We start from the raw sequence: 22,234 nt of genomic DNA on the forward strand, positions 1-22,234 counted from the left end.
TCCTGCTTAGTCCCCTTTTCTTCCACCCTTGGAGAAGCAATGTCCAAAGCCACGCCCGCGCGGGCCGCCGGAGAGGTCCTGACACACCGCCAGACGCTCACCGTCATGGTGGGCCTCATGCTCGGCATGTTCCTGTCCTCCCTGGACCAGACCATCGTGTCCACGTCCATTTACACCATCGCCAACGACCTGGACGGCTTGTCCCTGCAGGCATGGGCCACTACGGCCTACCTCATCACGTCCACGGTGACCACCCCGCTGTACGGCAAGCTCAGCGACATCTTCGGCCGCCGCCCGCTGTACCTGGCTGCGATCCTGATCTTCCTCGCCGGCTCCCTGTACGCCGGTTCGGTGCACTCCATGACCGAACTCGCCATCGCCCGAGGCATCCAGGGCATGGGCGCCGGCGGTCTGCTGGCCCTCGCGCTGACCATCATCGGCGACATCGTTGCCCTGAAGGATCGCGCCAAGTACCAGGGCTACTTCATGTCCGTCTTTGGCGTTTCCTCGGTCCTCGGCCCGGTGGTCGGCGGCGCGTTCGCCGGCTCGGCAAACATCCTCGGATTCGACGGCTGGCGCTGGGTCTTCTTCATCAACCTGCCCATAGGCCTGGCCGCACTCGCCGTAGTGTTCTTCTTCCTGCACCTGCCCGCGAAGCACGTCAAGCAGAAGATCGACTACTGGGGCGCAGGAGCCATTACGCTGGCAATCGTTCCGCTGCTGCTCGTGGCCGAACAAGGCCGCAGCTGGGGCTGGACCTCCGGCAACTCGTGGATCTGCTACGGACTTGGCGTCATCGGCATCATCACGTTCCTGCTGGTTGAGCGGCGTGCCGGCGACTACGCGCTGATCCCGCTGCGCCTCTTCGGGAACATCACCTTCGGTTTGTCTTCCCTGCTGAACTTCATCATCGGTATCGGCATGTTCGGTGCCATCGCGATGCTCCCGATGTACCTGCAGCTGGTCAAGGGCCTCACCCCTACTGAGGCGGGCCTCATGATGATCACCTTCACGGTGGGCATCCTCTTCGGTTCCATTACAGCGGGCCGGACCATCTCGGCGTCGGGCGTCTTCCGGATCTTCCCGATCCTCGGTACGGGCATCCTGACCGCCGCGGCCATCGTCATGGGCCTGTCCCTCGGCGTCGACACCGGCCTCTGGGTTCCCGGCCTGATCGCCGTATTCTTCGGCATGGGCCTGGGCTTCTGCATGCAGCCGCTCACCCTCGCCATGCAGGTCTCCGTGCCGCCGAAGGACATGGGCGTAGGCACGTCCACCGCGGCGTTCTTCCGTTCCATGGGCGGCGCCGTGGGAACCGCAGTGTTCATCTCGATGCTCTTCAGCCTGGCCGCCGACAAGATCGCCTCGGGCATGAAGGACGCCATGGGCAGCGCGGACTACCTCAAGGTGCTCAAGGATCCTGCGGTTGCCGCGGATCCCGCCAACGCCAAGCTTTACGACTTCTTCAAGAACGGCGCCACGAACGATTCGCTCAACGACACCAGCTGGCTGCACCACGCCAACCCGGTGCTCACCCGGCCCATCGTTGAAGGCTTCGCGCAGTCGATCGACACCGTGATGCTGACCGCCGCGGCGTTGACCGGCCTTGCGTTCCTCATCAGCTTCGCCTTGCCGAACAAGAAACTGACGGATCCGAAGGCGGCAGCGAAGGAATCGGTTTCCGCGCACTAAGTTCCGTCTCTTCGACCGCGTCACGGCAGGCAGTCTTTTGGACTGCCTGCCGTTGTGGTTTCCAGTGTTCGCGCTGGGGAGTGCCCGACGGCGGCGCAAAAGTTTGCGTGGCGTGACACCGCCGCTGGACCGCGGCTTGGGAGGTTTTGCTGGCTTACACGAGGTGCGGTTCGTGCGACTTCAGGTAGCTGCGGCCGCCGACGGCCACGAGGATTGCGACCGCGAGCGCAAGGGCCGCGGCGAAGAACGGGACCTGCGGGCCGAAGTGCTCACCCAACTGTGCCGCGACAAACGGAGCCAGCGCACCGCCCATCCACCGCACGAAGTTGTAACCGGCCGAAGCCACGGGACGCGGCGAATCGGAAACCTCCATGGCCAGTTCGGTGTAGAGCGTGTTGTTGATGCCCAGCAGGGCGCCCGCCACAATGACAAGCACGACGACGGCAGTCACGGAGTGCCCCGCGGCCAGTCCCAGCCCGACGAGGTCCAACAAAAGGGCCCCGAGGGTGCCGACCAGGACGTTGGTGGTACCGAAGCGACGCTGCAGCACGGGTGCCACGAAGACCGAGAACACGGCCACGGCAACGCCCCAACCAAAGAACACGGAGCCGATACCGTAGGCGTCCATCCCGAGAATGAAGGGCGTGAAGGCCAGGATCGTGAAGAAGCCGTAGTTGTAGAACAGGGCGCTGGCCGCGGTAGTGCGAAGGCCTTTGTGGCCCAGGGCAAGAAGCGGGTCACGCAAACGGGCCTTCGTGGCCGGCGTGGGGGTCTTGGGCAGCAGGGCCAGCAAGGCGATGAAGGAAATGGCCATGAGGACCGCGGTGCCGAAGAACGGTGCGCGCCATTGCCAGCCGCCGAGAAGCGCGCCGAGCAACGGACCGAGGGAGATGCCCAGGCCTAGGGCGGCTTCATACAGGATGATCGCAGTTCCGGTTCCGCCGCTCGCGACGCCGACAATCACGGCAAGCGCGGTGGCCACGAAGAGGGCGTTGCCAAGTCCCCAACCAGCGCGGAATCCGACCAGCTCACCCACGCTTCCGGACAGGCCCGACAGCGATGCGAACACGACAATCAGGGCCAGGCCGATCATCAGCGTCTTTTTGCCACCGATCCGCGACGAAACGAACCCGGTCACGAGCATCGCGACGGCGGTCACCAGGAAGTAGCTCGTGAACAGCAACGACACTTGGCTGGGGCTGGCCTGGAGATTCTTGGCGATGGCCGGCAGGATCGGGTCCACCAGGCCGATGCCCATGAAGGCGAAAACGGCGGCAATTGCCGTGGCCCACACGGCTTTGGGCTGCTTGAGGAACGAGGCCTTTTCGGCCTCGAGTGTTTCTTCCGCTGGCTGCAGTTGCTCTGCGAGCTGGCCTATCATGGACTGCTCTCCTAGTTTTTGGGTCGTTCAGTTGTTGGTTTTGTTCAGTTCTGGACTGAATGGTTGATCTTGTCGAATACCGGAAGCGCAGCTCGGACGGCGTCACGTTCCACCTGGCTCAGCGTTCCGAGGATCCCGGCGATGAATTCGTTGCGGCGCCGGTCTGCATTCTCGACGGCGGCACGTCCCGCCGCGGTTGCGGCGACACGGACGGCGCGGGAGTCGTCCGGGTCTGCTTCGCGCTTGACCAGGCCTGCGCGCTCAAGCTTGATGATCTGCTCCGTGGCGCTGGGGACCTTGACCCCAAGGTTCCGGGCGATCCCCCCGACGCGGGCACCGCCGTCGAGCGCCATCTTGAGGACGCCAAGCTGGGCCGAGCTGAGTTGCTCCTCGGAATCGAGGCGGCGCATCACGTAGACGCTCTGCCGCAAGGCTTCCCGGAATGATTGGGCGAGGGCGAGAAGCGCGTCGTCAGCTTGATCGGTGTTCATATTTAGGTATCCTAACAGTTAGGCTACCTAAATATCAAGCGGTGCATGGCCTTACCCCCTCGAAGCTAGGGGCGCTACAGCGCCAGCTTCATCCCCTCGTGACTGGCGACGAAACCGAGCCGCTCATAGAAGCGATGGGCGTCCTTGCGGGACTTGTCGCTGGTGAGCTGGACCAGGGTACAGCCCCGGTTCCGCGCCTCTTCGATCGCCCATTGCATCATGGCCGCGCCGACGCCATGATCCCGCAATTCCGCGGCGACGCGCACGGCCTCGATCTGGCAACGCAGCGAACCCTTCCGGGCCAAGCCCGGAATGAAACTCAGCTGGAAAGTTGCCACGCAAGCGCCGTTCAAATGGCCTACAACCAACAGTTGGGCCGGATCCTCGTTGATCTGCTGAAACGCCTGCAGATACGGGCCGACGTCCTCGGCGTTTTCACGGGAACTGCCCAACTGATCCGCGGCGAGCAATCTCAGGATGGCGGGCAAGTCCTCCCAGTGGGCCCGGCGGAGCGTGAAGACTCCTTCGTCCAGAACCATGCTCAACAGCGGCTTCACGCCTGGATTTGTGTGACTCATAGCACCAGCCTGACACAGTCGGGTGCTTTCGTTTTACGAGCGTTCATGAATTCTGAGTGAAACGTTCAATCACAATCTTTTGGGTGGTTGGAGTTACTTTGGACTAGCAGATTTGTAAGCCACGTCACCATTGCGGCGAATCACCCGAAGGATGCAGATATGTCTCACCAGACAACAACGGGGCAACGCACTGCCTCCAGCAAAGACAGCGAGCCGCACCTGGCGCGCTCACTGAGCAACCGCCACATCCAGTTGCTTGCCATCGGCGGCGCCATCGGCACAGGCCTGTTCATGGGCTCCGGAAAGACCATCTCCGTCGCCGGTCCGTCCGTGATCTTCGTGTACATGATCATCGGCTTCATGCTGTTCTTCGTCATGCGCGCCATGGGCCAGCTGCTGCTCTCCAACCTGAACTACAAGTCCTTCAGCGACTTTGCCGGCGACCTCCTTGGTCCATGGGCAGGCTTCTTCACCGGCTGGACCTACTGGTTCTGCTGGGTAGTAACAGGGGTGGCCGATGTCATCGCCATCGCGGGCTACGCCAACGAGCTCTGGCCGGGCGTGCCGCTCTGGATTCCGGGCCTCGCGACCATCGCCATCCTGCTCCTCCTGAACCTCCCCACGGTGAAGGCCTTCGGCGAAACCGAGTTCTGGTTCGCCCTCATCAAGATCGTCGCCATCGCCGCTTTGATCATTGTGGGCATCGTGATGATCTCCACCGGCTTCAAGTCAGATGCCGGAGCCGCGAGCTTCACCAACCTCTGGAGCCACGGCGGCTTCTTCCCCAAGGAATTCATGGGCTTCGTTGCCGGCTTCCAGATCGCGGTTTTCGCTTTCGTGGGGATCGAACTGGTGGGCACCGCCGCGGCCGAGACCAAGAACCCGGAGCACAACCTGCCCCGCGCCATCAATGCCATTCCGGTCCGCGTGATGCTGTTCTACGTCGGCGCACTCATCATCCTGATGTCTGTCATTCCCTGGACCGAGTTCAAGGCCGGCCATAGCCCGTTCATCGCCATGTTCTCCCTGGCCGGACTGGGCATCGCGGCAACCGTGGTGAACCTCGTTGTCCTGACCTCCGCCATGTCCTCGGCCAACTCCGGCATCTACTCGACGTCGCGCATGGTGTTTGGCCTGGCGAACGACGGCGATGCCCCCAAGGTGTTCGGCCGCTTGTCCAGCCGCAAGGTTCCGCAGAATGCCTTGTTCCTCTCCTGCGTGCTGCTCCTCGCCGGTGTCGCCCTTCTCTACGCGGGCAAGGACATCGGAGCCGCCTTCGACATGGTCACCACTGTGTCCGCCGTCTGCTTCATGTTCGTCTGGTCCATCATCCTGGCCAGCTACCTTGTCTTCCGGAAGCGCCGGCCCCACTTGCACGAAGCGTCGACCTTCAAGATGCCCGGCGGCATCGTGATGGTGTGGGTGGTCTTCGCGTTCTTCGGCTTCCTCGTCTGGGCCCTGACAACCCAGCCGGACACCCTTACGGCCCTGCTCGTAACCCCCATCTGGTTCGCCGTCCTCGCCGTGGCCTACGCCTTGGTCCGGAAGTCGCCGCTGCACCAGGCCCGCGTGGCCGAGTGGAAAGCCATGGCCGAAACCGAGACGACCGTCGTCGAAACCGCCGCCCGCTAGGACGCCCGCTCACATTGAGCGGGCGTTCCGGGGCCAGGGGCTAGGCTTCGGCCTTCCGTTCTTCGATCAGCTTCCGCACCTGCGGGAACAACGGATGCGACGGCGGCAGGTCCGTGATGCGCTCGACCGCCTCGGCGGCGTCCATCTCGGCGAGCATCCGGGCGAGTTCCACTGCTTCGTCGTCGGCCCCGTCGTCGAATCGCAGGGCAGCGGATATCGCGTCGAGCAAGGCAACGGGAGTGACCCCGCGCTCGGCGAGCTCGGCGGCCGGGCCAATGAACCGTTCGTGCCGGCCCAGTTTGCGGAGCGGCGCACGGCCCACCCGGGTCACGGTGTCCGGCAAGTACGGGTTGGTGAAGCGGGACAGGATCTTCTGCACGTACGCTTCCTGCTCTGCTTCGACGAAACCGTGTTTGGCCACGAGAAGCGACTTGGTCTCCTCCAACACTGCCCGCACCCGGGCGGCCACGGACTCGTCGGCCATCGCGTCGGAAATCTTTTCCAAGCCGGCTCCGTAGCCGAAGTACGCTGCCGAGGCGTGTCCCGTATTGACGGTGAAAAGCTTCCGTTCGATATACGGACCGAGCTCGTCCACGAAGGTCGCGCCGGGGATCACCGGCGCCTCCCCCGCGAACGGCGTGCGGTCGATGACCCACTCGTAAAAGGTCTCCACCGTGACGTCAAGGCCTTGGCCCGGCGCCTGGTTGGGGACAATCCTGTCCACCGCGGTATTCGCAAACACCGCCGCGGAGGAAAGGTCACCCGCGGCGCCGTCCCAAGCGGCTTCCACTTCGGAGTGCAGGAGGTCCGTGGCGTTGATCGCGTTCTCGCAGGCCATGACCTGCAGCGGAGCCAACGACGGCGAGCGGCCGGCAATGCCCCGAGCGATCACCGGTGCCACGAACTTGAGGATGTGCGGCCCCACCGCAGTGGTGACGAGGTCCGCCGTCGCGATTTCCGCGACGACGGCAGCCTCTTCAGTGCCCGAATTCAGGGCCCGGAAACCGGACACGGTCTTGACCGCGGCATTTTCGCCGACCTCGTGGACCTCGTAGGAGGACGCGGAGGCGAGCTGGCTGATCAAGGCATCCGCGACATCGGCGAAGACCACCTCATATCCGGCCTCGTGCAGCAGCAAGCCTACGAATCCCCGTCCGATGTTCCCTGCCCCGAAATGGACTGCCTTCACTATGCGTTGACCTTTCCGAACATATCCAACACTTCCTCCACCGACGTGGCCTGCTCAAGCTTGGCCACTTGCGCCTTGTCCGTGAAGATCTTGGCGATGGAGGACAGGATGTGGAGGTGCTCGTTGTTGATGCCGGCGACGCCGACGACGAACTTGACCTGCTTGCCGCCCCAGTCGATGCCCTCGGGGTAGCGGACGATCGATACACCGGAGTGCAGGATGTGGTCCTTGGCAGCGTTCGTGCCGTGCGGGATGGCCAGGAAGCTGCCCATGTAGGTGGACACGGACTCCTCGCGCTCATGCATTGCGTGAATGTAGCCCATGTCCACGGCGCCGCGATCCAGCAGGAGCTTTCCTGCCTCGTCGATGGCCGAGTCACGGTCCGTGGCGGTGCCGTTGAGGATCACGCTTTCGGGGAGCAGGACTTCCTTGCCCCCGACGTCGGCAGGCTGGGCGGCGTGGGCACCGGCGGCCGGTTCGGCGACCGCCGCCGAGCCCTCAGCGCCGGGACCGGCGTTGCTGCTCTTGACCAGTTCCACGATCTCTTCGTACCGGGGACTGTTCATGAAGTTGTCCACGGAGACGTGCACGGCGCTGGCGGTGGCCGGCCGGGCGCGTTCTGTCAGGTCCTGGTGCGTGACCACAACATCGTAAGTGTCGCTCAGGTTGGCGATGGACGCATTGGTCACATTCACCTCGGGGAAGCCCGCCGCCTTGATCTTGTTGCGCAAGACCGTGGCGCCCATGGCACTGGAACCCATCCCGGCGTCGCATGCGAACACGATGTTCTGGATGGGCTTGGTCAGGACGGCAGTGCCGCCTGAGCCCACGAGGGCCGAAGCTACGGAGCTCTTCTTGCCCTTCATTTCCTCCATCTTGGAGGTTGCTTCGCCGAGGTCGACCTCATCGCTGTGGTGCGTGGTCCGGAGAATCAACGAGGAGACGAGGAACGAAACCGTTGCTGCCAGGACGACCGACAGGATGACGCCCACATAGCTGTCGCGGGATGTCTGCGCAATGACGGCGAAGATGGATCCCGGGGCTGCGGGAGCCACGAGGCCGGAGTTGGTGATTGCAAGAGTCGCAATGCCTGTCATGCCACCAGCGATGGTTCCAAGGATCAGCAGCGGACGCATGAGGACGTATGGGAAGTAGATCTCGTGGATCCCGCCGAGGAACTGGATGATGAGGGCGCCGGGTGCCGAGGCCTTGGCCACGCCGCGCCCAAAGAAAATGTAGGCGAGGAGAAGTCCGGCACCCGGACCGGGGTTGGCTTCAAGCAGGAACAGGATGGACTTGCCTTGCTCGAGCGACTGCTGGATCCCCAGGGGCGTCAGCACCCCATGGTTGATTGCGTTGTTCAGGAACAGGACCTTCGCCGGTTCGATGAAGATGCTGGTGAGCGGAAGGAGTCCGTTGTGCACCAGGAACTGGACGAAGTTGCCCGCAGCCGTGCTGAAGGACTGCACCACGGGCGAAATGCCGAAGAATCCGAACAGGGCCAAAATAGCGCCCCAAATACCGGCGGAGAAGTTGTTCACGAGCATTTCAAAGCCCGCGCGGATCTTTCCGTGCCAGATCGCGTCGATCTTCTTCATGGTCCAGCCACCCAGCGGGCCCATGATCATTGCGCCAATGAACATCGGAATGCCGGCGCCGACAATCACGCCCATGGTACCGATGGCACCGACGACGCCACCGCGGACGTCGTAGACCTTCTTTCCGCCGGTGTAGGCAATCAGAAGCGGAAGCAGGTAGGTGATCATGGGGCCGACAAGGCCCACATTCGGTGTCCCAGCTGCACTATTGCCGAAGCCACCGAGTTCAGGGACGGGCAACCATCCAGTCTTGATGAACAAGGCGGTGATGATGCCCCATGCAATGAAGGCCCCGATGTTGGGCATGATCATGCCGGACAGGAACGTTCCGAACTTTTGGACACCAACGCGCACGCTGGTGCGCTGTTTCGCAACTGACGCTGTTGCCATTATGTGAATTCCTAACGTGAGCCCCGCATCAATGCGGGATCAGTCGATAACTATCGAAGGAGGACAGCTTTAGGAGCTGGAGGAGATTCGGTGAAGCCACTCAAGGAAAAGCTTCAGCTCCGAACTGGATAGCTGGTCTGAATGCGAAGCTTGGAGTGCCGCATTCAGCGCGATTGCCGCAACAACAACCGACGACTTGCCGGAGTCGTCTGCTGCGGCGCCACGGGCTGTTTCCGTGGACACAGCGAAAATCATGGAATCCCGGGTCATGGTGGAGAGCTCGAGGTTCCGGTCTTCCAAAGGCTCGGCAATGAGCATGAGCGTAACGCCAACGTTGGCCGCCAGGATGCTTCTGGCCGCCTCCCGCGGAGGTACGTTGATCTGCCCGGCCATGGCTGCCTTGCTCAGCATTTCCTCCAGGAGCGACTCGGCATCAGCCACGATGGCCGGCCTGCTTTCCGGACGGATGTTGCCGAACATCACCAGGTAAAGGTGCGGTTGGGTAAGTCCGAACTTGACGTGGTTATCCCACATCCGCCGGACGTCCTCCAGGGGTTCCCCAGAGGGTGCGAAGTCCCGCTCTCCCGCCACATACTCCTCGAAGCCAGCTGAAACGACCGCGTCGAATAGCCCCTCCTTGTCGCCGAAGTGATGGTAAAGCGTGGGCGCCGTGACGCCTGCGAGTTTGGTGATTTGGCGCGTAGAGACCGGTGACCCGTCCGAATTCGCCAGCAACTCGGCAGCTGCACGGAGCAGCCGAGTTTTGGGCGGAAGCTGGTCATCGAAACTCATAGCCGCTACCCTAGCACCTATAGCAACGCTATATGAAGTGAGTCACAGGAGATTTTTTCGGACCCCGAGGCGCCGCAGCCGGTGGGTCCGATCCGACAGCAGGAACAGAGGATTTCAGTGCAGAATTTCCAAGGAGTAGGCGTTAGCCCGGGCCGCGTCATTGGCACTATCCGTCAGATGCCCAAACCGGTCAGCGAACCGCCGTCGGGCGAGCAGCTAGCCGCATCCACCACTGCGGAAGAGGCCGTCGCGGGCCTCAAAGCGGCGGCCCAGTCGGTCCACGACGAACTCAAAGCACGCGCGGACAAGGCCAGCGGAGACGGTAAAGCGGTGCTGGAAGCCACCGCGCTCATGGCCAAGGACACCATGCTCCTGAAGTCGGCCACCAAGCTCATCAACAACAACGGCACCTCCGCCGAGCGCGCCATCTGGGAAGCCGGCGCATCCGTATCTGAAATGCTCCACAACCTGGGCGGATACATGGCCGAACGCGCCACAGACGTCCTGGACGTCCGCGCCCGGATCGTCGCCGAACTTCGCGGGGTCCCCGCCCCCGGGATCCCGGCGTCGGACACTCCGTTCATCCTGGTGGCCGAAGACCTCGCTCCCGCCGACACCGCAACGCTGGACCCCGCCGTCGTGAGAGCACTGGTCACCTCGGGCGGCGGACCGCAATCCCATACGGCGATCATCGCGCGCTCGCTCGGCCTGCCCGCCGTCGTCGCGGCCCGCGGAGTGGACGAAATTCCTGACGGCGCCGAAGTCTTTGTAGACGGCGCTGCCGGCTCACTCTCCCTCGAACCCACCGAAGAGCAGCGCGCAGCCGCCCTCGCATGGCTCGAAAATGCCGCCACCCTGGCGGTTTTTGACGGAAACGGCACGACGGCGGACGGCCACTTGGTGCCCCTCCTCGCCAACGTCGGCGGTGCCAAGGACGCTGCCGCGGCCGCCGCATTGGGCGCCCAGGGCGTGGGCCTCTTCCGCACCGAATTCTGCTTCCTGGAACGCGACACCGAACCGACCGTCCTGGAACAGGCCGCCGCGTACAGGGGCGTGTTCGACGCCTTCCCGGGCAAGAAAGTGGTGCTCCGGACCCTCGACGCCGGCGCTGACAAGCCCCTTCCCTTCCTCACCGACGCCACCGAACCCAACCCGGCCCTCGGTGTGCGCGGCTACCGCACCGACTTCACCACGCCCGGAGTTTTGGAACGCCAGCTGGAGGCCATTGCCATCGCAGCCGGCGAATCAGAAGCTGACGTGTGGGTCATGGCCCCCATGATCTCGACCGCGGCCGAGGCCGCCCGCTTCGCTTCGCTGTGTAGCGCCGCGGGAATCAAGACCCCCGGGGTGATGGTGGAAGTTCCCTCGGCGGCATTGACCGCGGCCTCGGTCCTGCGCCACGTGGGCTTCGCTTCGCTCGGCACCAACGACCTCACGCAGTACGCCATGGCGGCCGACCGGCAACTCGGCCCCCTCGCCGAACTCAACACCCCCTGGCAGCCCGCCGTTCTGCGGCTCGTGCAGCTGACTGTCGCGGGCTCGGCCGAAGAGGGCAACGGCAAACCCGTTGGCGTCTGCGGTGAGGCAGCCGCGGACCCCGCCCTCGCCGTCGTGCTCGTTGGCCTGGGCGTGTCCACACTGTCCATGACCGCCCGCTCGCTGGCCGCCGTCGGAACCGTGCTCAAAACGGTGACGTTGGAACAGGCGCAAGAGTTGGCCCGGCTCGCGCTCAGTGCACCCGACGCGCTTGACGCAAAGGCCTGGGTCCGCGCCAAACTGCCGATCCTCGAGGAACTCGGGCTCTGAGCCCGGCTGCACTGTCCTACCTGAACACAAGGAGAAACCATGCCCGAACGCACCGCAACCATCGCCAGCCGCTCCGGATTGCACGCCCGCCCCGCGGCGATTTTTGCCGAAGCCGCGGGAGAATCCCCGGTTGAAGTGACCATCGCGATGGCCGGATCGGCACCCGATGACGCGCTCGACGCCGCCAGCATCCTCTCGCTCATGACGCTCGGTGCGGCAAAGGGCGACGTCGTGGTGCTCCGCGCAGAAGGCGACGGCGCCGACGCGGCCCTGGATTCCCTCGTGACGTTGCTGGAAACGGACCTCGACGCGGAGTAGCCGCCTCCCGGGCAACGCCCGCTCACATATAGCCACGTTTCGGGCAACGCCGCTCACATATAGACGCGTTCCGGGGGTGCCGCTTAGGCGAAGGCGGAGATTCCCGTAATCGAGCGTCCGATAATCAACGCCTGGACAGTCTCCGTACCTTCATATGTGTGGATGCCTTCGATATCGGCGAAGTGCCGGGCCACGCGGTTTGCCAACAAGATGCCGTTGCCTCCGAGCAGGTCGCGCGCGTTCGAGGCGATGCTGCGGGCAGTTCGCGTACACGTGAACTTCGCGAGCGCCGCCTGCGCGGGCGTCAGCGCACCCTTTTCGTCCAGCCTGGTCATCTGCATGACCATGAGCTGCATGGTGGCGAGCTCGGAATGCATGCGCGCAAGACGCTCCTGCACAATCTGCGAAGCGGCCAGCGGGCGGCCGAACTGCCGGCGTTGGGCAGCGTACTGCACAGCGGTTTCGTAGCAGGCAGTGGCATGCCCGACGGCGGACCAGGCCACTCCCAGCCTGGTCGCCAAGAGCACCCGGGCCGTGTCCTTGAAAGTCCGGGCACCCTGGAGCACGTTTTCCGCCGGGACGAAGACATTCTCGAGGCGGATGTGGGCCTGCCAGATGGCCCGGAGTGACAGCTTGCCCTCGATGGTCGTGGCGGAGTATCCGGGGGAATCCTGCGGGACAAGGTATCCGTGGACCTGCCCGTCGTCGCCACGAGCCCAGACCACTGTTAGGCCGCCGATCGAGCCGTTGCCGATCCATTTCTTTTCACCGTTGAGCACATAACCGCCCTCGACGGGCGTCGCTGTCGTCTCGAGTCCCACCGAATCGGAGCCGTGCGCGGGCTCGGTCAAGGCGAAGGCACCGTATTCCTCGGCTCGGGAAAGCGCGGGAAGCCAGCGGGCTTGCTGCTCCGGGGAACCGCATTCGGCCACGGACCGCAAAGCCAATCCACCCTGGACCGCGACAACCGTGCCGATGGAGCCGTCCCCGCGGCTCAGTTCCATCGTGACCAGCCCGGCGGCGGTCTTACTCATGGCCGGGAACCCGTCGACGTTGATCCCGTCGCGAAGCAGATCAAGTTCACCCAGACGCTTCACCAGGTGCAACGGATACTCCGCGCGCTCCCAGTACCCCGCGATGACCGGGAGCACCTCGTCCTGGACAAACGTCCGGGCGCGGTCCCAGTAAGCGCGGTCGTCGCGGCTGATGTCCTTGAAGACGGAAGCCGGGTCCGGGTCCAGGGATTCGTTCAGGACATACTCGGGCTCCATGGTTCCGACCGGGAAAACAGCCCCGGCCGGAAAAACAGCATCCAGTTCTTCGGAAGTGCTATCGGACGTCGTCGTCATGGGGAATCCTCGCTCTGGGTTTGCACTCTGCGACTCCCAGCATGACCTGACACTCAGTTTCATGTCAAGGAACTCAATGCCAACGAGGTTCTGTTGGATCAAACGCTAAGCCAGTGCGTCCCGGACTGCTTGGAGGATCTGGTCTGTGCTCGCTGCTGGATCCAGGACAGCAACCACGACGGCGGGACGGCCGCTTTCCGGAGTAGGCGCACCGGCCGCCTGGCTGCCGGCCTCCCCGGCTGAAACCTTGGCGAAAGTGTCGGCCAGAGTACCCAACTCACGCCCGAGCCGAACGGCCAACCCCACGGCTTCCGCTTCCCGCCCCTCGCGTTCGTCGCGCTCGACGTCTTCGCCAGCAGAAAGAGCCCGCAGCCATTCGCGCAGGACGCTGTTGTGCACCGCGACTACCGATGCAGCAAAGGCCACGGCAGTGAGCTCCCGGTTTTCGCCCTCGGGAAGAGCGGAAGAGAGATGGTTCCGGAAGGCCCGCTGATAACGATGTGTCATGACCAGTTCACGATCACGAAGGGCAGGCACCTGATGCAGAAGTTCGTAGCGGGCGAGGGAGGTTTTCCGGTTGCCCACGTGGTGGCCGAAGACCAGGAGCGCCGCCTCCACAACGGCCCGCAACGGATCCGCCGTCGTTCCCGCAAGGAACTCCTCAACCTGTGCCAGGATACGGTCGTGATCGGCGAAAACGATGTCCTCTTTGGATCCGAACTTGCGGAAAAACGTGCTTCGACTGATCCCGGCAGCGCCGGCGAGGTCGTCCACGGAGGTCGTGTCGTAGCCGTGCCGGACCAAGAGCTCGATTGCCGCGGCCACGGCAGGGCCTGGATCCGGATTTGCGGGGTAGTTGACCATAGGCGTGAATCTAACACGGCGGCGTAACCGCACAGCCTCGAGCGCGGCTAGGCTTCTGCCATGGCATTGATAGCTCCCCGCGTGACGCCTGGCTTGCCCGCGGACGACGCCCGGAACCTGGCTCGCTCACTCCAGGACAGCAACGACATCACCGTCTTCGTGGACGGCACGGTCCACCGGCTGCCCGATGAGGCGAGGGACGCCGTCGTCGACCTCCTTGGCAGGCTGGGCCGAGGCGAAGCGGTGACCGTGAGCATCGTCGAGGAAATGCTCACGACGTCGAGGGCGGCCGAGCTCGCGGGAATCTCGCACACCTACCTGCGGAACATGACCGACCGTGGCGAAATCCCGGTGGAATACCGCGGCACACACCGCCGCATCAGGCTCGCCGACATCATGGCATGGCTGGAAACGCAGAAGCGAGAGCAAGCCGAAGCCACCACCGGGGACGACGCCACCACGGACTAAACGCCCGGCACCCGGGAACCTCACTGCGGCAGCGACAGGATTTCGCCGAGATCGAAGTCCACCGGTTCTTCCAGCTGTGCGTAGGTGCAACTCTGCGGGTCGCGGTCCGGACGCCAGCGACGGAATTGTGTGGTGTGCCGGAACCGATCGCCCTCCATGTAGTCGTAGGCAACCTCGATAACGAGTTCGGGGCGCAGCGGTACGAAAGATAAGTCCTTGCCCGCGCTCCAACGGCTAACGGCTCCCGGCATCCGTGAACCCGCTCCGGCTTCCTGGCCGTCCCCTTTGCCCCAAGGGTGTTCACTGAGATCGGCTTGGTATGGTTCGAGTTCGGCCACAAGGCTTTCCCGGCGAGCCATCGGAAACGATGCCACGACCCCCACATGTTGCAGGCGTCCTGCCCCGTCGTAGAGCCCGAGCAACAACGATCCAACCACCTTGGCGGTCTTGTGCCAGCGGAATCCCGCCACAACGCAGTCCGCGGTCCGCTCATGTTTGGTCTTGAACATGACGCGTTTGTTCGGCTGGTAGACGCCATCGAGGGGCTTGGAAACCACCCCGTCGAGTCCCGCGCCTTCAAGAAGGGTGAACCATTCGTGCGCCCGGGCAAGGTCATGAACGGCCGGAGTGACAAAGACAGGGGCCTTCGCCGCGGCGAGAGCCTCCACGAGTGCGGCGCGCCGCTCGCTGAACGGACGATCCATGAGATTGTCCTCGCCCAGTCCAAGGAGATCGAAGGCGATCAACGACGCCGGTGTCTCTTCAGCAAGCATTCGCACACGGCTGTCAGCAGGATGGATACGCTGCTGGAGGCGTTCGAAGTCCAGCCGGTTGTCCGCGATGAGGACAACCTCACCGTCGATCACGCACTTCGGCGGGAGGTTCTTCCGGAGCGCCTCCACGAGTTCAGGAAAATAGCGCGTCATGGGCCGTTCGTTGCGGCTGCCAAGGATGATCTCGTCCCCGTCTTTGAAGACGATCGTTCGGAAGCCATCCCATTTGGGCTCAAAGTGCCCAACATCGGGGATGGATGGAACAGACTTGGCGAGCATGGGCGAGATGGGTGGCATCACTGGCAGGTCCATGCGACCATTCTGCACCTGCACCACCCAAGGATCACGCGGCCCGCCCAAAAGCTGCCCTCACGCAAATAGCATCTTGACCGTACTTTCGCCCGGATCCCACCCACGCGACACCGCCCCCGTTACCCAAATGTGACTTCGGGCCGCGGCTGTTGTAACGTCAAGGGGCGACCCATCCCCAACTGGGCCGCTTCCGGGTTGACGCCGAGCTCTGCCGCAATCCGGAATCCGCCAGACCCGCGGCAGAGACGGGGGACCCAGAGTCTCCGGGCCTAATTCTCCACAGGCCCTTGGGGTGAAGCCGCCATGTGCGGCCGGACGGCCTCGTCCGAACCCGACAGCTAACCTCGAAGGCGTTGAGAGGCAATCACCATGTCCCCAACCATGGATCAGCCTCGCCGTGCCCAAGTGGCGGGCGAGCGCATCAAACCAACCGGACGTCGTCGGGCCAAAGACAGCGAACCGTTCATTGCTGCACCGGCTTCTGAACCTTTGATTTCGACGCCGGACCCCGCCACCAGGGCAACCCCGACGACGGCGGTTCCCACCACGCGCGCGGCCGCCCGCGCAGCCGAACGGAGGAGAGCTTCCCAAGCCAGCGAAACCGCGGCCATTCCGACGGTGGCTACTCCTACGGTGGCTGCCGAGACCGCAGAGCCGGCAACCGCGGCCATTCCGACGGTGGCTGCCGAGACGGCAGAGCCGGCGACCGCCGCCATTCCGACGGTGACTGCTCCCACGGTCGCTACGGAGCCTGCAGAGCCGGCGAGAACTGAGAAGGCGGCCACAACGCCACTCCAGCCAGCGCCCCGTGCCGCCGTTGGGCTGGCGTCGTTCACCGGTTCGTCCTTTAGCCGCGAACCGCACGCCGTCCTTAAGAAGGCTGCCACCATTCGGACGATGAGCAATCGAATGGCCGTGGTGACGGGTGCCTTAGGTATCTTGTTGGCGGCGGCTTCGGTCAGCCAGGCCCTTGAGTTGCCCTTCTTTGGCCAGCAGACGCAGACCCAGGGCGCGACCAGCCCGGAGAGCCAAGACTCCACGCAATTCAGCGTTCCTTCGACGACGGCAAGCACTCCACTCAGCCCAGCAGCATCACCCTCGGCCGCTACCCCGAGCGCCAAGTCCGGCCAGACCGCCGCGGACCCGGCGCAGCATTCTCCGCAGGGACCCGCCGCCGTCCAACCGTCGAGTGTTTCTGCGCCGTCGAACTCCGTCCAGGTTCCTACCTCCCCGTCAGCACTGCCCCCAAGCCTCACCCCGGTGCCTGTTCCGTCCACTCCGGTTCCGGCCCAGCCGGCGCCGGCCCCCAGCCCCGGTCCGCCGGGGCCAACGAGCCCCACCCCGACGCCGGATCCGACGGACCCAGCGTCTCCCACGCCCGCGCCCACTGGTTCTTGGAAGCCGCGGAACCCGCCCAGCCCTACTCCCACGCCGAAACCCACGCAGTCCGGCGTTGACCTTGGGTCGATTTTGGACGCAGCAACCAAGGCCCTGCAGTGAGGATGGGAGGGCATCGAACACTTGCCGTTGAGTGGCACGGGCGGTGCTGCCGGCGCACCCGGACGCAAATGATTCAGCACCGTCCGGACCGCTGGCGCTGCAGCTTGCAGCTAAGGCAGCTCAACAAGTAGGCCAGCGCGGCGTCCGGCTCCAGCGGCTTCCCGGTACCAGCGGCGTCCGGCTCCAGCGGCTTCAAATCCGCGGGCGGCCCGCCCAGCGGCGCGCTTTGAGCGTTGCATGGAGTTCGAGCCGCGTCGCGCCATTCAGCGGATCTGCACCGATGAGCTGGCGGACCCTGGCGAGCCGGTTGTAGATGCTGCTGCGGTGCAGGTGGAGCTTCGCGGCCACGTCCTGCACGGAGCCGTCGCTGTCGTAAAGCAGTTCGAGCACGGGCAGCAGCTCGCCGTTGCGGTCCGCATCCTCGATCACTTGGAAATGTGCCGAGCCCGAATCGTCCCACCCACCGGGCGCCTGGAGCCTATCGAACAATTGGTAGATCCCGGCCGAGCGGCTGTCCACGAGCTCGCCGAGGGGAGGATCGACGGCGGCAGCCTGGGCGGCGAGCTTCGACTGCCGGTAGGCCAGGCCCAGCTGGCGGATGACTGAAAACGGCTCACTGATGCCGAGAATGACCCTGTCCACCTTCCGGCCGGCGCGCTTGGCGAGTTCCAGCTGATAATGAACCAGGACCTGGGCGTGCTCCGCCCGTCCGCCCGTTTCACGGAACAACAGGACCGAATGCGTCTCGGTGCCGGCGCTGAAAAGCACGGAATCGACTCCGATAGTTGCTTGCAGCGCGGCGGAACGGTGCGTCAGGGTCGCCGCGATCGGATCCGAGACGCCGCCACTGTCTTCCGCGTCGAGCACGGTAACCAGCTGCCACGGCCCCCGGCCTTGGATTTCCTTCCACCCCGCTACGGCCGCCACCGCATTGGACTCGCCCTGGCATGCAGCCAGGAATTCCTGCTCACGCCTGCGCCGGAACTCCGATTCGGCAGTATTGGAATCGAGTAGCAACCCCGCGAGGAGGTCCAACTCGTCCCGGACGCCGGGCAACTCGGCGAGTATCGCCGTCGCGGTCTGCTCGTCAAGGTCCTGCTGGACCCAGAGGTACCCCACGCGGAATCCGCGCACCAACAGCGGGACGCAGACGCGTCCCACCATCCCGAGTTCTTCATTGGCGGGCACGACGACGGGACGCACCGCGGTGGCGATGCCGTGCGAGAGCTGCCACGCACTGACGTCCACCGGGACCCGCTTGCTTAGGAGGAAATTCACTCGCACACGGTCGGCGTGGGACTGGTTGGAACTGTAGGCGAGCAGCACGCCGTCGAGGTCTTCCAGGGAGAGTCCGCGGCCCAATTTGAGTGCGACGTCCTCGACGATTTTCTCCACGTCTTGCTGCATGGAGCAAGACTACTTTGCTTGCCGCACACGAGTGGCGGATTTGTTGATCCAGCGTGGTCCATCTATCAGGCGTGGGCCGGTATGGGAGCCTCGCTGGCTTTTTCGGGCAGGGCGGCGTCCCCCCGGAAGGCACGAAGCATGGCGTCCCGATCGAACTCACCTTCCCACTTCGCGACGACAAAGGTGGCCACGCAGTTGCCGAGCAGGTTCACTACAACCCGCATGGAATCCATCAGCCGGTCCGCGCCCAGGAGAAGCGCGACGCCCGCAACAGGAAATATCCCCAAGGCACCAGCCGTGGCCGACAAAGCGAGGAAGGCTGAACCGGGAACGCCCGCCATGCCCTTGGAGGTGAGCATGAGGATCCCCAGCGCCACGAGCTGCTGGCCGAGATCGAGATGGTGCCCGAAAGCCTGGGCGAGGAAAAGCAGGGAGATCGACAGATAGATTGCGGCACCGTCGAGGTTGAAGGAGTAGCCGGTCGGAATAACCAGGCCGGTGGTGCTTCGCGAGCAACCTGCGTTGGAGAGCTTGGCCATGATGCGCGGCATGACGGATTCCGTGGACGCCGTACCAAGGGCCAGCAGGAACTCTTCACGGGTGTACTTCAAAAACTGCCAGAGCGGCACCCGGGCGATGCCCCACGCCACGAGGAAGAGCAAAGCGATGAACACGACGGCGGCGCCGTAACACGCCGCGATGAGTACTGCGTATGTGCCCAATGAATCCAGTCCGTACTGGCCAATGATGAACGCCATGGCCCCGAACGCGCCGATGGGTGCCACCCGCATGACCCAGGCCATGATCTTGAAGAACACGTCCAGGACGGTCTCCATGAACGTGAGCACAGGCTCGCACCGTTCCTTGCCGATGACAACAACGGCCGAACCGAAGAAGACGGAGAAGCACAAGACCTGCAGCAGGTTGTTGTTCGCGAAGGCGCCCACGACGCTGGTGGGGATGACACCGAGCAGGAACTGGCCCACGTCCTTGGGCGGGGCGGTGTTGGTCTTGGCGTTCAAGGCGTCCTGGCTCAGCGAATTCGGATCGATGTTGAGCCCTGCCCCTGGCTGGACGAGGTTGCCCACCACCAGGCCGAATGCCAGGGCGAACAGTGTGGCCCCGGTGAAGTAGATGAGTGCCTTGGCTCCGACACGGCCTACGGCCTTGACATCCCCCACCGCCGCGATTCCGGTGACGATGACCAGGAAGATCAGTGGCGCGATGATCATCTTGATGAGCTGAATGAAGCCGTCGCCAAGAGGACGCAGTCCGGAACCGACACTGGGCCAGAAGTGGCCGATCAGCACACCTGCAACCACGGCGGCGAGTATCTGGACGAACAAGGACTTGTACAGGGGCTTCCTGGCTGCAGGAACAACAGTCGAAGAGGTGTGTGTCTTCATGGTGCTGGCCAATCGTTGGACGGAGGTGCGCTGTTGCTCATCCACGATAGGAAAGCCACGTTTCAACGAAATGACACAAATGTCACAAGAAGAATCATTCATGAAACATGCGTTTCAACTGGCGGGCGAGAATTCATGTCGGATCCCGAATCGCCCGACGAACATCAGGCGACACCTGACGTTCTCAGCTTCGACAACTGTCGAGTTGCAGGAGGCAAAAACCCCGGAAATACAAGAAAGTTCACGACGACGGCCATCGCCTTTCGTGTCGCCTGGCTCACAGCGGATTTATTCTGGAATCACAGTCCGCCGCAGAGAAAAGGCCGTTGAAGCCTTTCGAACATGGAGCCCAAAATGATCATCGGTGTCCCCAAAGAGATCAAGAACAACGAATTCCGCGTTGCTATCACAGCCGCAGGCGTTCACGAGTTCCGCACCCACGGCCACACTGTGTTGGTGGAGCGGGGCGCAGGCCTGGGCTCCGGTATCACGGACGAGGAATACGCGGTTGCCGGCGCGGAGATCGTGGCCGAGGCCGACGACGTTTGGGCACGCGCTGACATGGTCATGAAGGTCAAGGAACCCATCAAGGCCGAGTACCACCGCTTCCGCAAGGGCCTGATCCTCTTCACCTACCTGCACTTGGCCGCTGAGCCTGAACTGACCCAGGAGCTCATCAACTCGGGCGTCACCGCCATCGCCTACGAAACCGTCCAGGAAGGCCGCACGCTGCCCCTGCTCGCACCCATGTCCGAGGTCGCTGGCCGCCTGTCGGTCGTCGTCGGCGCTTCCTCCCTCATGGCTCCTGCCGGCGGCAAGGGCGTGCTGCTGGGCGGCGTTCCGGGTGTACGCCCGGCCAAGGTCGTTGTCCTCGGCGCCGGTGTCGCTGGAACCAACGCCGCCGCCATGGCCCTGGGCCTGGGTGCCGATGTCACCATTATGGACATCAACATCAACCGCCTCCGCGAACTGGATGCCCTCTACCAAGGCCGCCTGAAGACTGTCGCCTCCAACGCCTACGAGATCGAGAAGTCCGTGGTCGACGCCGACCTCGTCATCGGTTCCGTGCTGATCCCGGGCGCCAAGGCTCCCAAGCTCGTCACCAACGAGCTCGTCTCCCGGATGAAGCCCGGCTCCGTGCTGGTGGACATCGCCGTGGACCAGGGCGGCTGCTTCGAGGACACCCACCCCACCACGCACCAGGAACCCACGTACAAGGTCCACAACACGATCTTCTACTGCGTCGCCAACATGCCGGGCGCCGTTCCGAACACCTCCACCTACGCTCTGACCAACGTCACCCTGCGCTACGCGGTGTCGCTGGCCAACCTGGGCGTCAAGGCCGCGTTCGACCGCGACCCCGCCCTGGCAGCCGGCCTGAACATCGCCGCAGGCAAGGTCACGCACCGCTCGGTCTCGGAGGCGCACAACCTGCCCCTCGTCGCCGACTGGCACAACCTCGTTTCGGCGTAGTTTCCCTTCGCCGCTGACGGGCGCGGCTTAGCGATCCCGACGGCGGGGTGCGGCTTCCATGGGAAGCGGCACCCCGCCGTCGTAGCTCTCCGCTTCCGGAAGCCCGAAGATGGAGTGATGGGATTTAGTCGGTCTGCCCTTGATTCGTTCCGAGGCCGGAGCCTGCCGGACCTGCTCGGGGACCAAACACGGCTCTTGTTCGTCGGCATAAATCCCGGCCTGCGTGCCGTCGCGGTGCAGGCGCATTTTGGCGGCGGGAGCAACCGTTTCTATCCTGCTCTCTACCGGGCGGGAATCATCGATCGGCGGATAGATGCTTCCGCGGGCTTCCGTCCCGAAGACCTCGAGCATCTGCGTGAACGTGGCGTCGGCATCACGTCCCTCGTCGCGGGAGCGTCGGCGCGCGCGGACGAACTCACCGCAGAGCAGCTCGTCGCTGGAGCCGAAGCGCTCTCAGACCGCATCGAAGGCATCGCTCCGCCAGTGGTGGCGGTATTGGGAATCACCGCCTACAGGACTGCCTTCGGGCGGCCCCGGGCAACGATTGGACGCCAGCCGGACCCTCTCGGCGGCGCCCTCGTCTGGGTGGTCCCGAACCCGAGCGGCTTGAACAGACACGCGAGCCTCGCTGACCTGGCACACGCCTATGGAGAAGCCGCGACCGCGGCCGGGATCGAACTCTTTACAGGATCGGCATAAGACAGGATCGGCATAAGCGGCACGCGCCTGCCGTGTCCCGTCGATTCCCTCCGCGTCATAATCCGTCGACGATGTCGTCGACAACGGCGCCGAACTTCCCTGCCTGCCCACCTGCC

General features: G+C 64.0%; 19 protein-coding genes and 1 riboswitch. Of the genes, 7 read left to right on the forward strand and 12 right to left on the reverse strand.

Translation table 11 applies throughout. The annotated features are described in order from the left end of the window. Positions 1 to 39 precede the first annotated feature (39 nt). Positions 40 to 1,692: an MDR family MFS transporter gene (locus AB0O52_RS09305; protein WP_364536558.1), complete on the forward strand. Its 1,653-nt coding sequence runs from the start codon at positions 40 to 42 to the stop codon at positions 1,690 to 1,692. A 154-nt stretch (positions 1,693 to 1,846) separates the two neighbouring features. Here the strand turns inward: AB0O52_RS09305 and AB0O52_RS09310 are convergent, their stop codons facing one another. The 3 genes from AB0O52_RS09310 to AB0O52_RS09320 all read right to left on the reverse strand — a co-directional run bounded on the left by AB0O52_RS09310 (position 1,847) and on the right by AB0O52_RS09320 (position 4,142). After that, entirely contained in the window at positions 1,847 to 3,073 is a 1,227-nt protein-coding gene (locus AB0O52_RS09310) for an MFS transporter (protein ID WP_364536560.1), read from the reverse strand. 44 nt (positions 3,074 to 3,117) lie between these two features. Further along, positions 3,118 to 3,564 (reverse strand): MarR family transcriptional regulator, encoded by a 447-nt coding sequence (locus tag AB0O52_RS09315; protein ID WP_364536562.1) that lies wholly within the window; start codon positions 3,562 to 3,564, stop codon positions 3,118 to 3,120. A gap of 74 nt (positions 3,565 to 3,638) precedes the next feature. Then, positions 3,639 to 4,142, reverse strand: coding sequence for a GNAT family N-acetyltransferase (locus AB0O52_RS09320; RefSeq protein ID WP_284982561.1), 504 nt, complete (start codon positions 4,140 to 4,142; stop codon positions 3,639 to 3,641). A 159-nt stretch (positions 4,143 to 4,301) separates the two neighbouring features. On the opposite strand from AB0O52_RS09320, the gene AB0O52_RS09325 reads away from it, so the two are divergent. After that, entirely contained in the window at positions 4,302 to 5,774 is a 1,473-nt protein-coding gene (locus AB0O52_RS09325) for an amino acid permease (RefSeq protein ID WP_364536566.1), read from the forward strand. 40 nt (positions 5,775 to 5,814) lie between these two features. Here the strand turns inward: AB0O52_RS09325 and AB0O52_RS09330 are convergent, their stop codons facing one another. The 3 genes from AB0O52_RS09330 to AB0O52_RS09340 form a co-directional block, all read right to left on the reverse strand. Further along, complete coding sequence (locus tag AB0O52_RS09330) at positions 5,815 to 6,963, reverse strand: mannitol-1-phosphate 5-dehydrogenase (protein ID WP_364536569.1); 1,149 nt, start codon at positions 6,961 to 6,963, stop codon at positions 5,815 to 5,817. Continuing rightward, complete coding sequence (locus AB0O52_RS09335; protein ID WP_364536572.1) at positions 6,963 to 8,951, reverse strand: PTS mannitol transporter subunit IICBA; 1,989 nt, start codon at positions 8,949 to 8,951, stop codon at positions 6,963 to 6,965. Before AB0O52_RS09335 ends, AB0O52_RS09330 begins: the two co-directional genes overlap by 1 nt. Before the next feature lie 69 nt (positions 8,952 to 9,020). Next, complete coding sequence (locus AB0O52_RS09340; protein ID WP_364536575.1) at positions 9,021 to 9,743, reverse strand: TetR/AcrR family transcriptional regulator; 723 nt, start codon at positions 9,741 to 9,743, stop codon at positions 9,021 to 9,023. A 117-nt stretch (positions 9,744 to 9,860) separates the two neighbouring features. Between AB0O52_RS09340 and ptsP the strand changes: the two genes are divergently transcribed. Continuing rightward, positions 9,861 to 11,549 (forward strand): phosphoenolpyruvate--protein phosphotransferase, encoded by a 1,689-nt coding sequence (ptsP, locus tag AB0O52_RS09345; protein ID WP_364536578.1) that lies wholly within the window; start codon positions 9,861 to 9,863, stop codon positions 11,547 to 11,549. A gap of 39 nt (positions 11,550 to 11,588) precedes the next feature. Next, positions 11,589 to 11,867, forward strand: a complete 279-nt coding sequence (locus AB0O52_RS09350; RefSeq protein WP_364536581.1) for an HPr family phosphocarrier protein — start codon at positions 11,589 to 11,591, stop codon at positions 11,865 to 11,867. 83 nt (positions 11,868 to 11,950) lie between these two features. Here AB0O52_RS09350 and AB0O52_RS09355 read toward each other — a convergent pair whose 3' ends face one another. Both AB0O52_RS09355 and AB0O52_RS09360 read right to left on the reverse strand, forming a co-directional pair. Further along, entirely contained in the window at positions 11,951 to 13,138 is a 1,188-nt protein-coding gene (locus tag AB0O52_RS09355) for an acyl-CoA dehydrogenase family protein (protein WP_364536956.1), read from the reverse strand. 183 nt (positions 13,139 to 13,321) lie between these two features. Then, a complete protein-coding gene (locus AB0O52_RS09360; protein ID WP_364536584.1) occupies positions 13,322 to 14,080 on the reverse strand; it encodes a TetR/AcrR family transcriptional regulator in 759 nt (252 codons plus the stop codon). Positions 14,081 to 14,140: 60 nt separating this feature from the next. Between AB0O52_RS09360 and AB0O52_RS09365 the strand changes: the two genes are divergently transcribed. After that, positions 14,141 to 14,548, forward strand: a complete 408-nt coding sequence (locus AB0O52_RS09365) for a helix-turn-helix domain-containing protein (RefSeq protein WP_364536587.1) — start codon at positions 14,141 to 14,143, stop codon at positions 14,546 to 14,548. Positions 14,549 to 14,568: 20 nt separating this feature from the next. On the opposite strand, the gene AB0O52_RS09370 is transcribed toward AB0O52_RS09365, so the two are convergent. From AB0O52_RS09370 to dctA, 4 genes are all read right to left on the reverse strand, one after another. Then, positions 14,569 to 15,633, reverse strand: a complete 1,065-nt coding sequence (locus AB0O52_RS09370; RefSeq protein ID WP_364536590.1) for an ATP-dependent DNA ligase — start codon at positions 15,631 to 15,633, stop codon at positions 14,569 to 14,571. Positions 15,634 to 15,849: 216 nt separating this feature from the next. Then, a riboswitch (cyclic di-AMP (ydaO/yuaA leader) is annotated at positions 15,850 to 16,000 on the forward strand. Between the two features lie 19 nt (positions 16,001 to 16,019). After that, positions 16,020 to 17,009, reverse strand: a complete 990-nt coding sequence (locus AB0O52_RS09375; protein ID WP_364536593.1) for a hypothetical protein — start codon at positions 17,007 to 17,009, stop codon at positions 16,020 to 16,022. Positions 17,010 to 17,325: 316 nt separating this feature from the next. Further along, positions 17,326 to 18,540, reverse strand: coding sequence for a helix-turn-helix domain-containing protein (locus tag AB0O52_RS09380; RefSeq protein WP_364536596.1), 1,215 nt, complete (start codon positions 18,538 to 18,540; stop codon positions 17,326 to 17,328). Between the two features lie 65 nt (positions 18,541 to 18,605). Then, positions 18,606 to 19,946: a C4-dicarboxylate transporter DctA gene (dctA, locus tag AB0O52_RS09385; RefSeq protein WP_364536959.1), complete on the reverse strand. Its 1,341-nt coding sequence runs from the start codon at positions 19,944 to 19,946 to the stop codon at positions 18,606 to 18,608. 354 nt (positions 19,947 to 20,300) lie between these two features. Here dctA and ald point away from each other — a divergent pair, with 354 nt between their 5' ends. Next, entirely contained in the window at positions 20,301 to 21,419 is a 1,119-nt protein-coding gene (gene ald / locus AB0O52_RS09390) for an alanine dehydrogenase (protein ID WP_364536962.1), read from the forward strand. 117 nt (positions 21,420 to 21,536) lie between these two features. Continuing rightward, positions 21,537 to 22,118 carry a mismatch-specific DNA-glycosylase gene (locus AB0O52_RS09395; protein ID WP_364536599.1) on the forward strand — a complete coding sequence of 194 codons (582 nt, stop codon included), beginning with the start codon at positions 21,537 to 21,539 and terminating at the stop codon, positions 22,116 to 22,118. The last annotated feature ends 116 nt before the right edge of the window (positions 22,119 to 22,234 follow it).

This window comes from Arthrobacter sp. NPDC080073, from assembly GCF_040686575.1.
GTDB lineage: Bacteria > Actinomycetota > Actinomycetes > Actinomycetales > Micrococcaceae > Arthrobacter.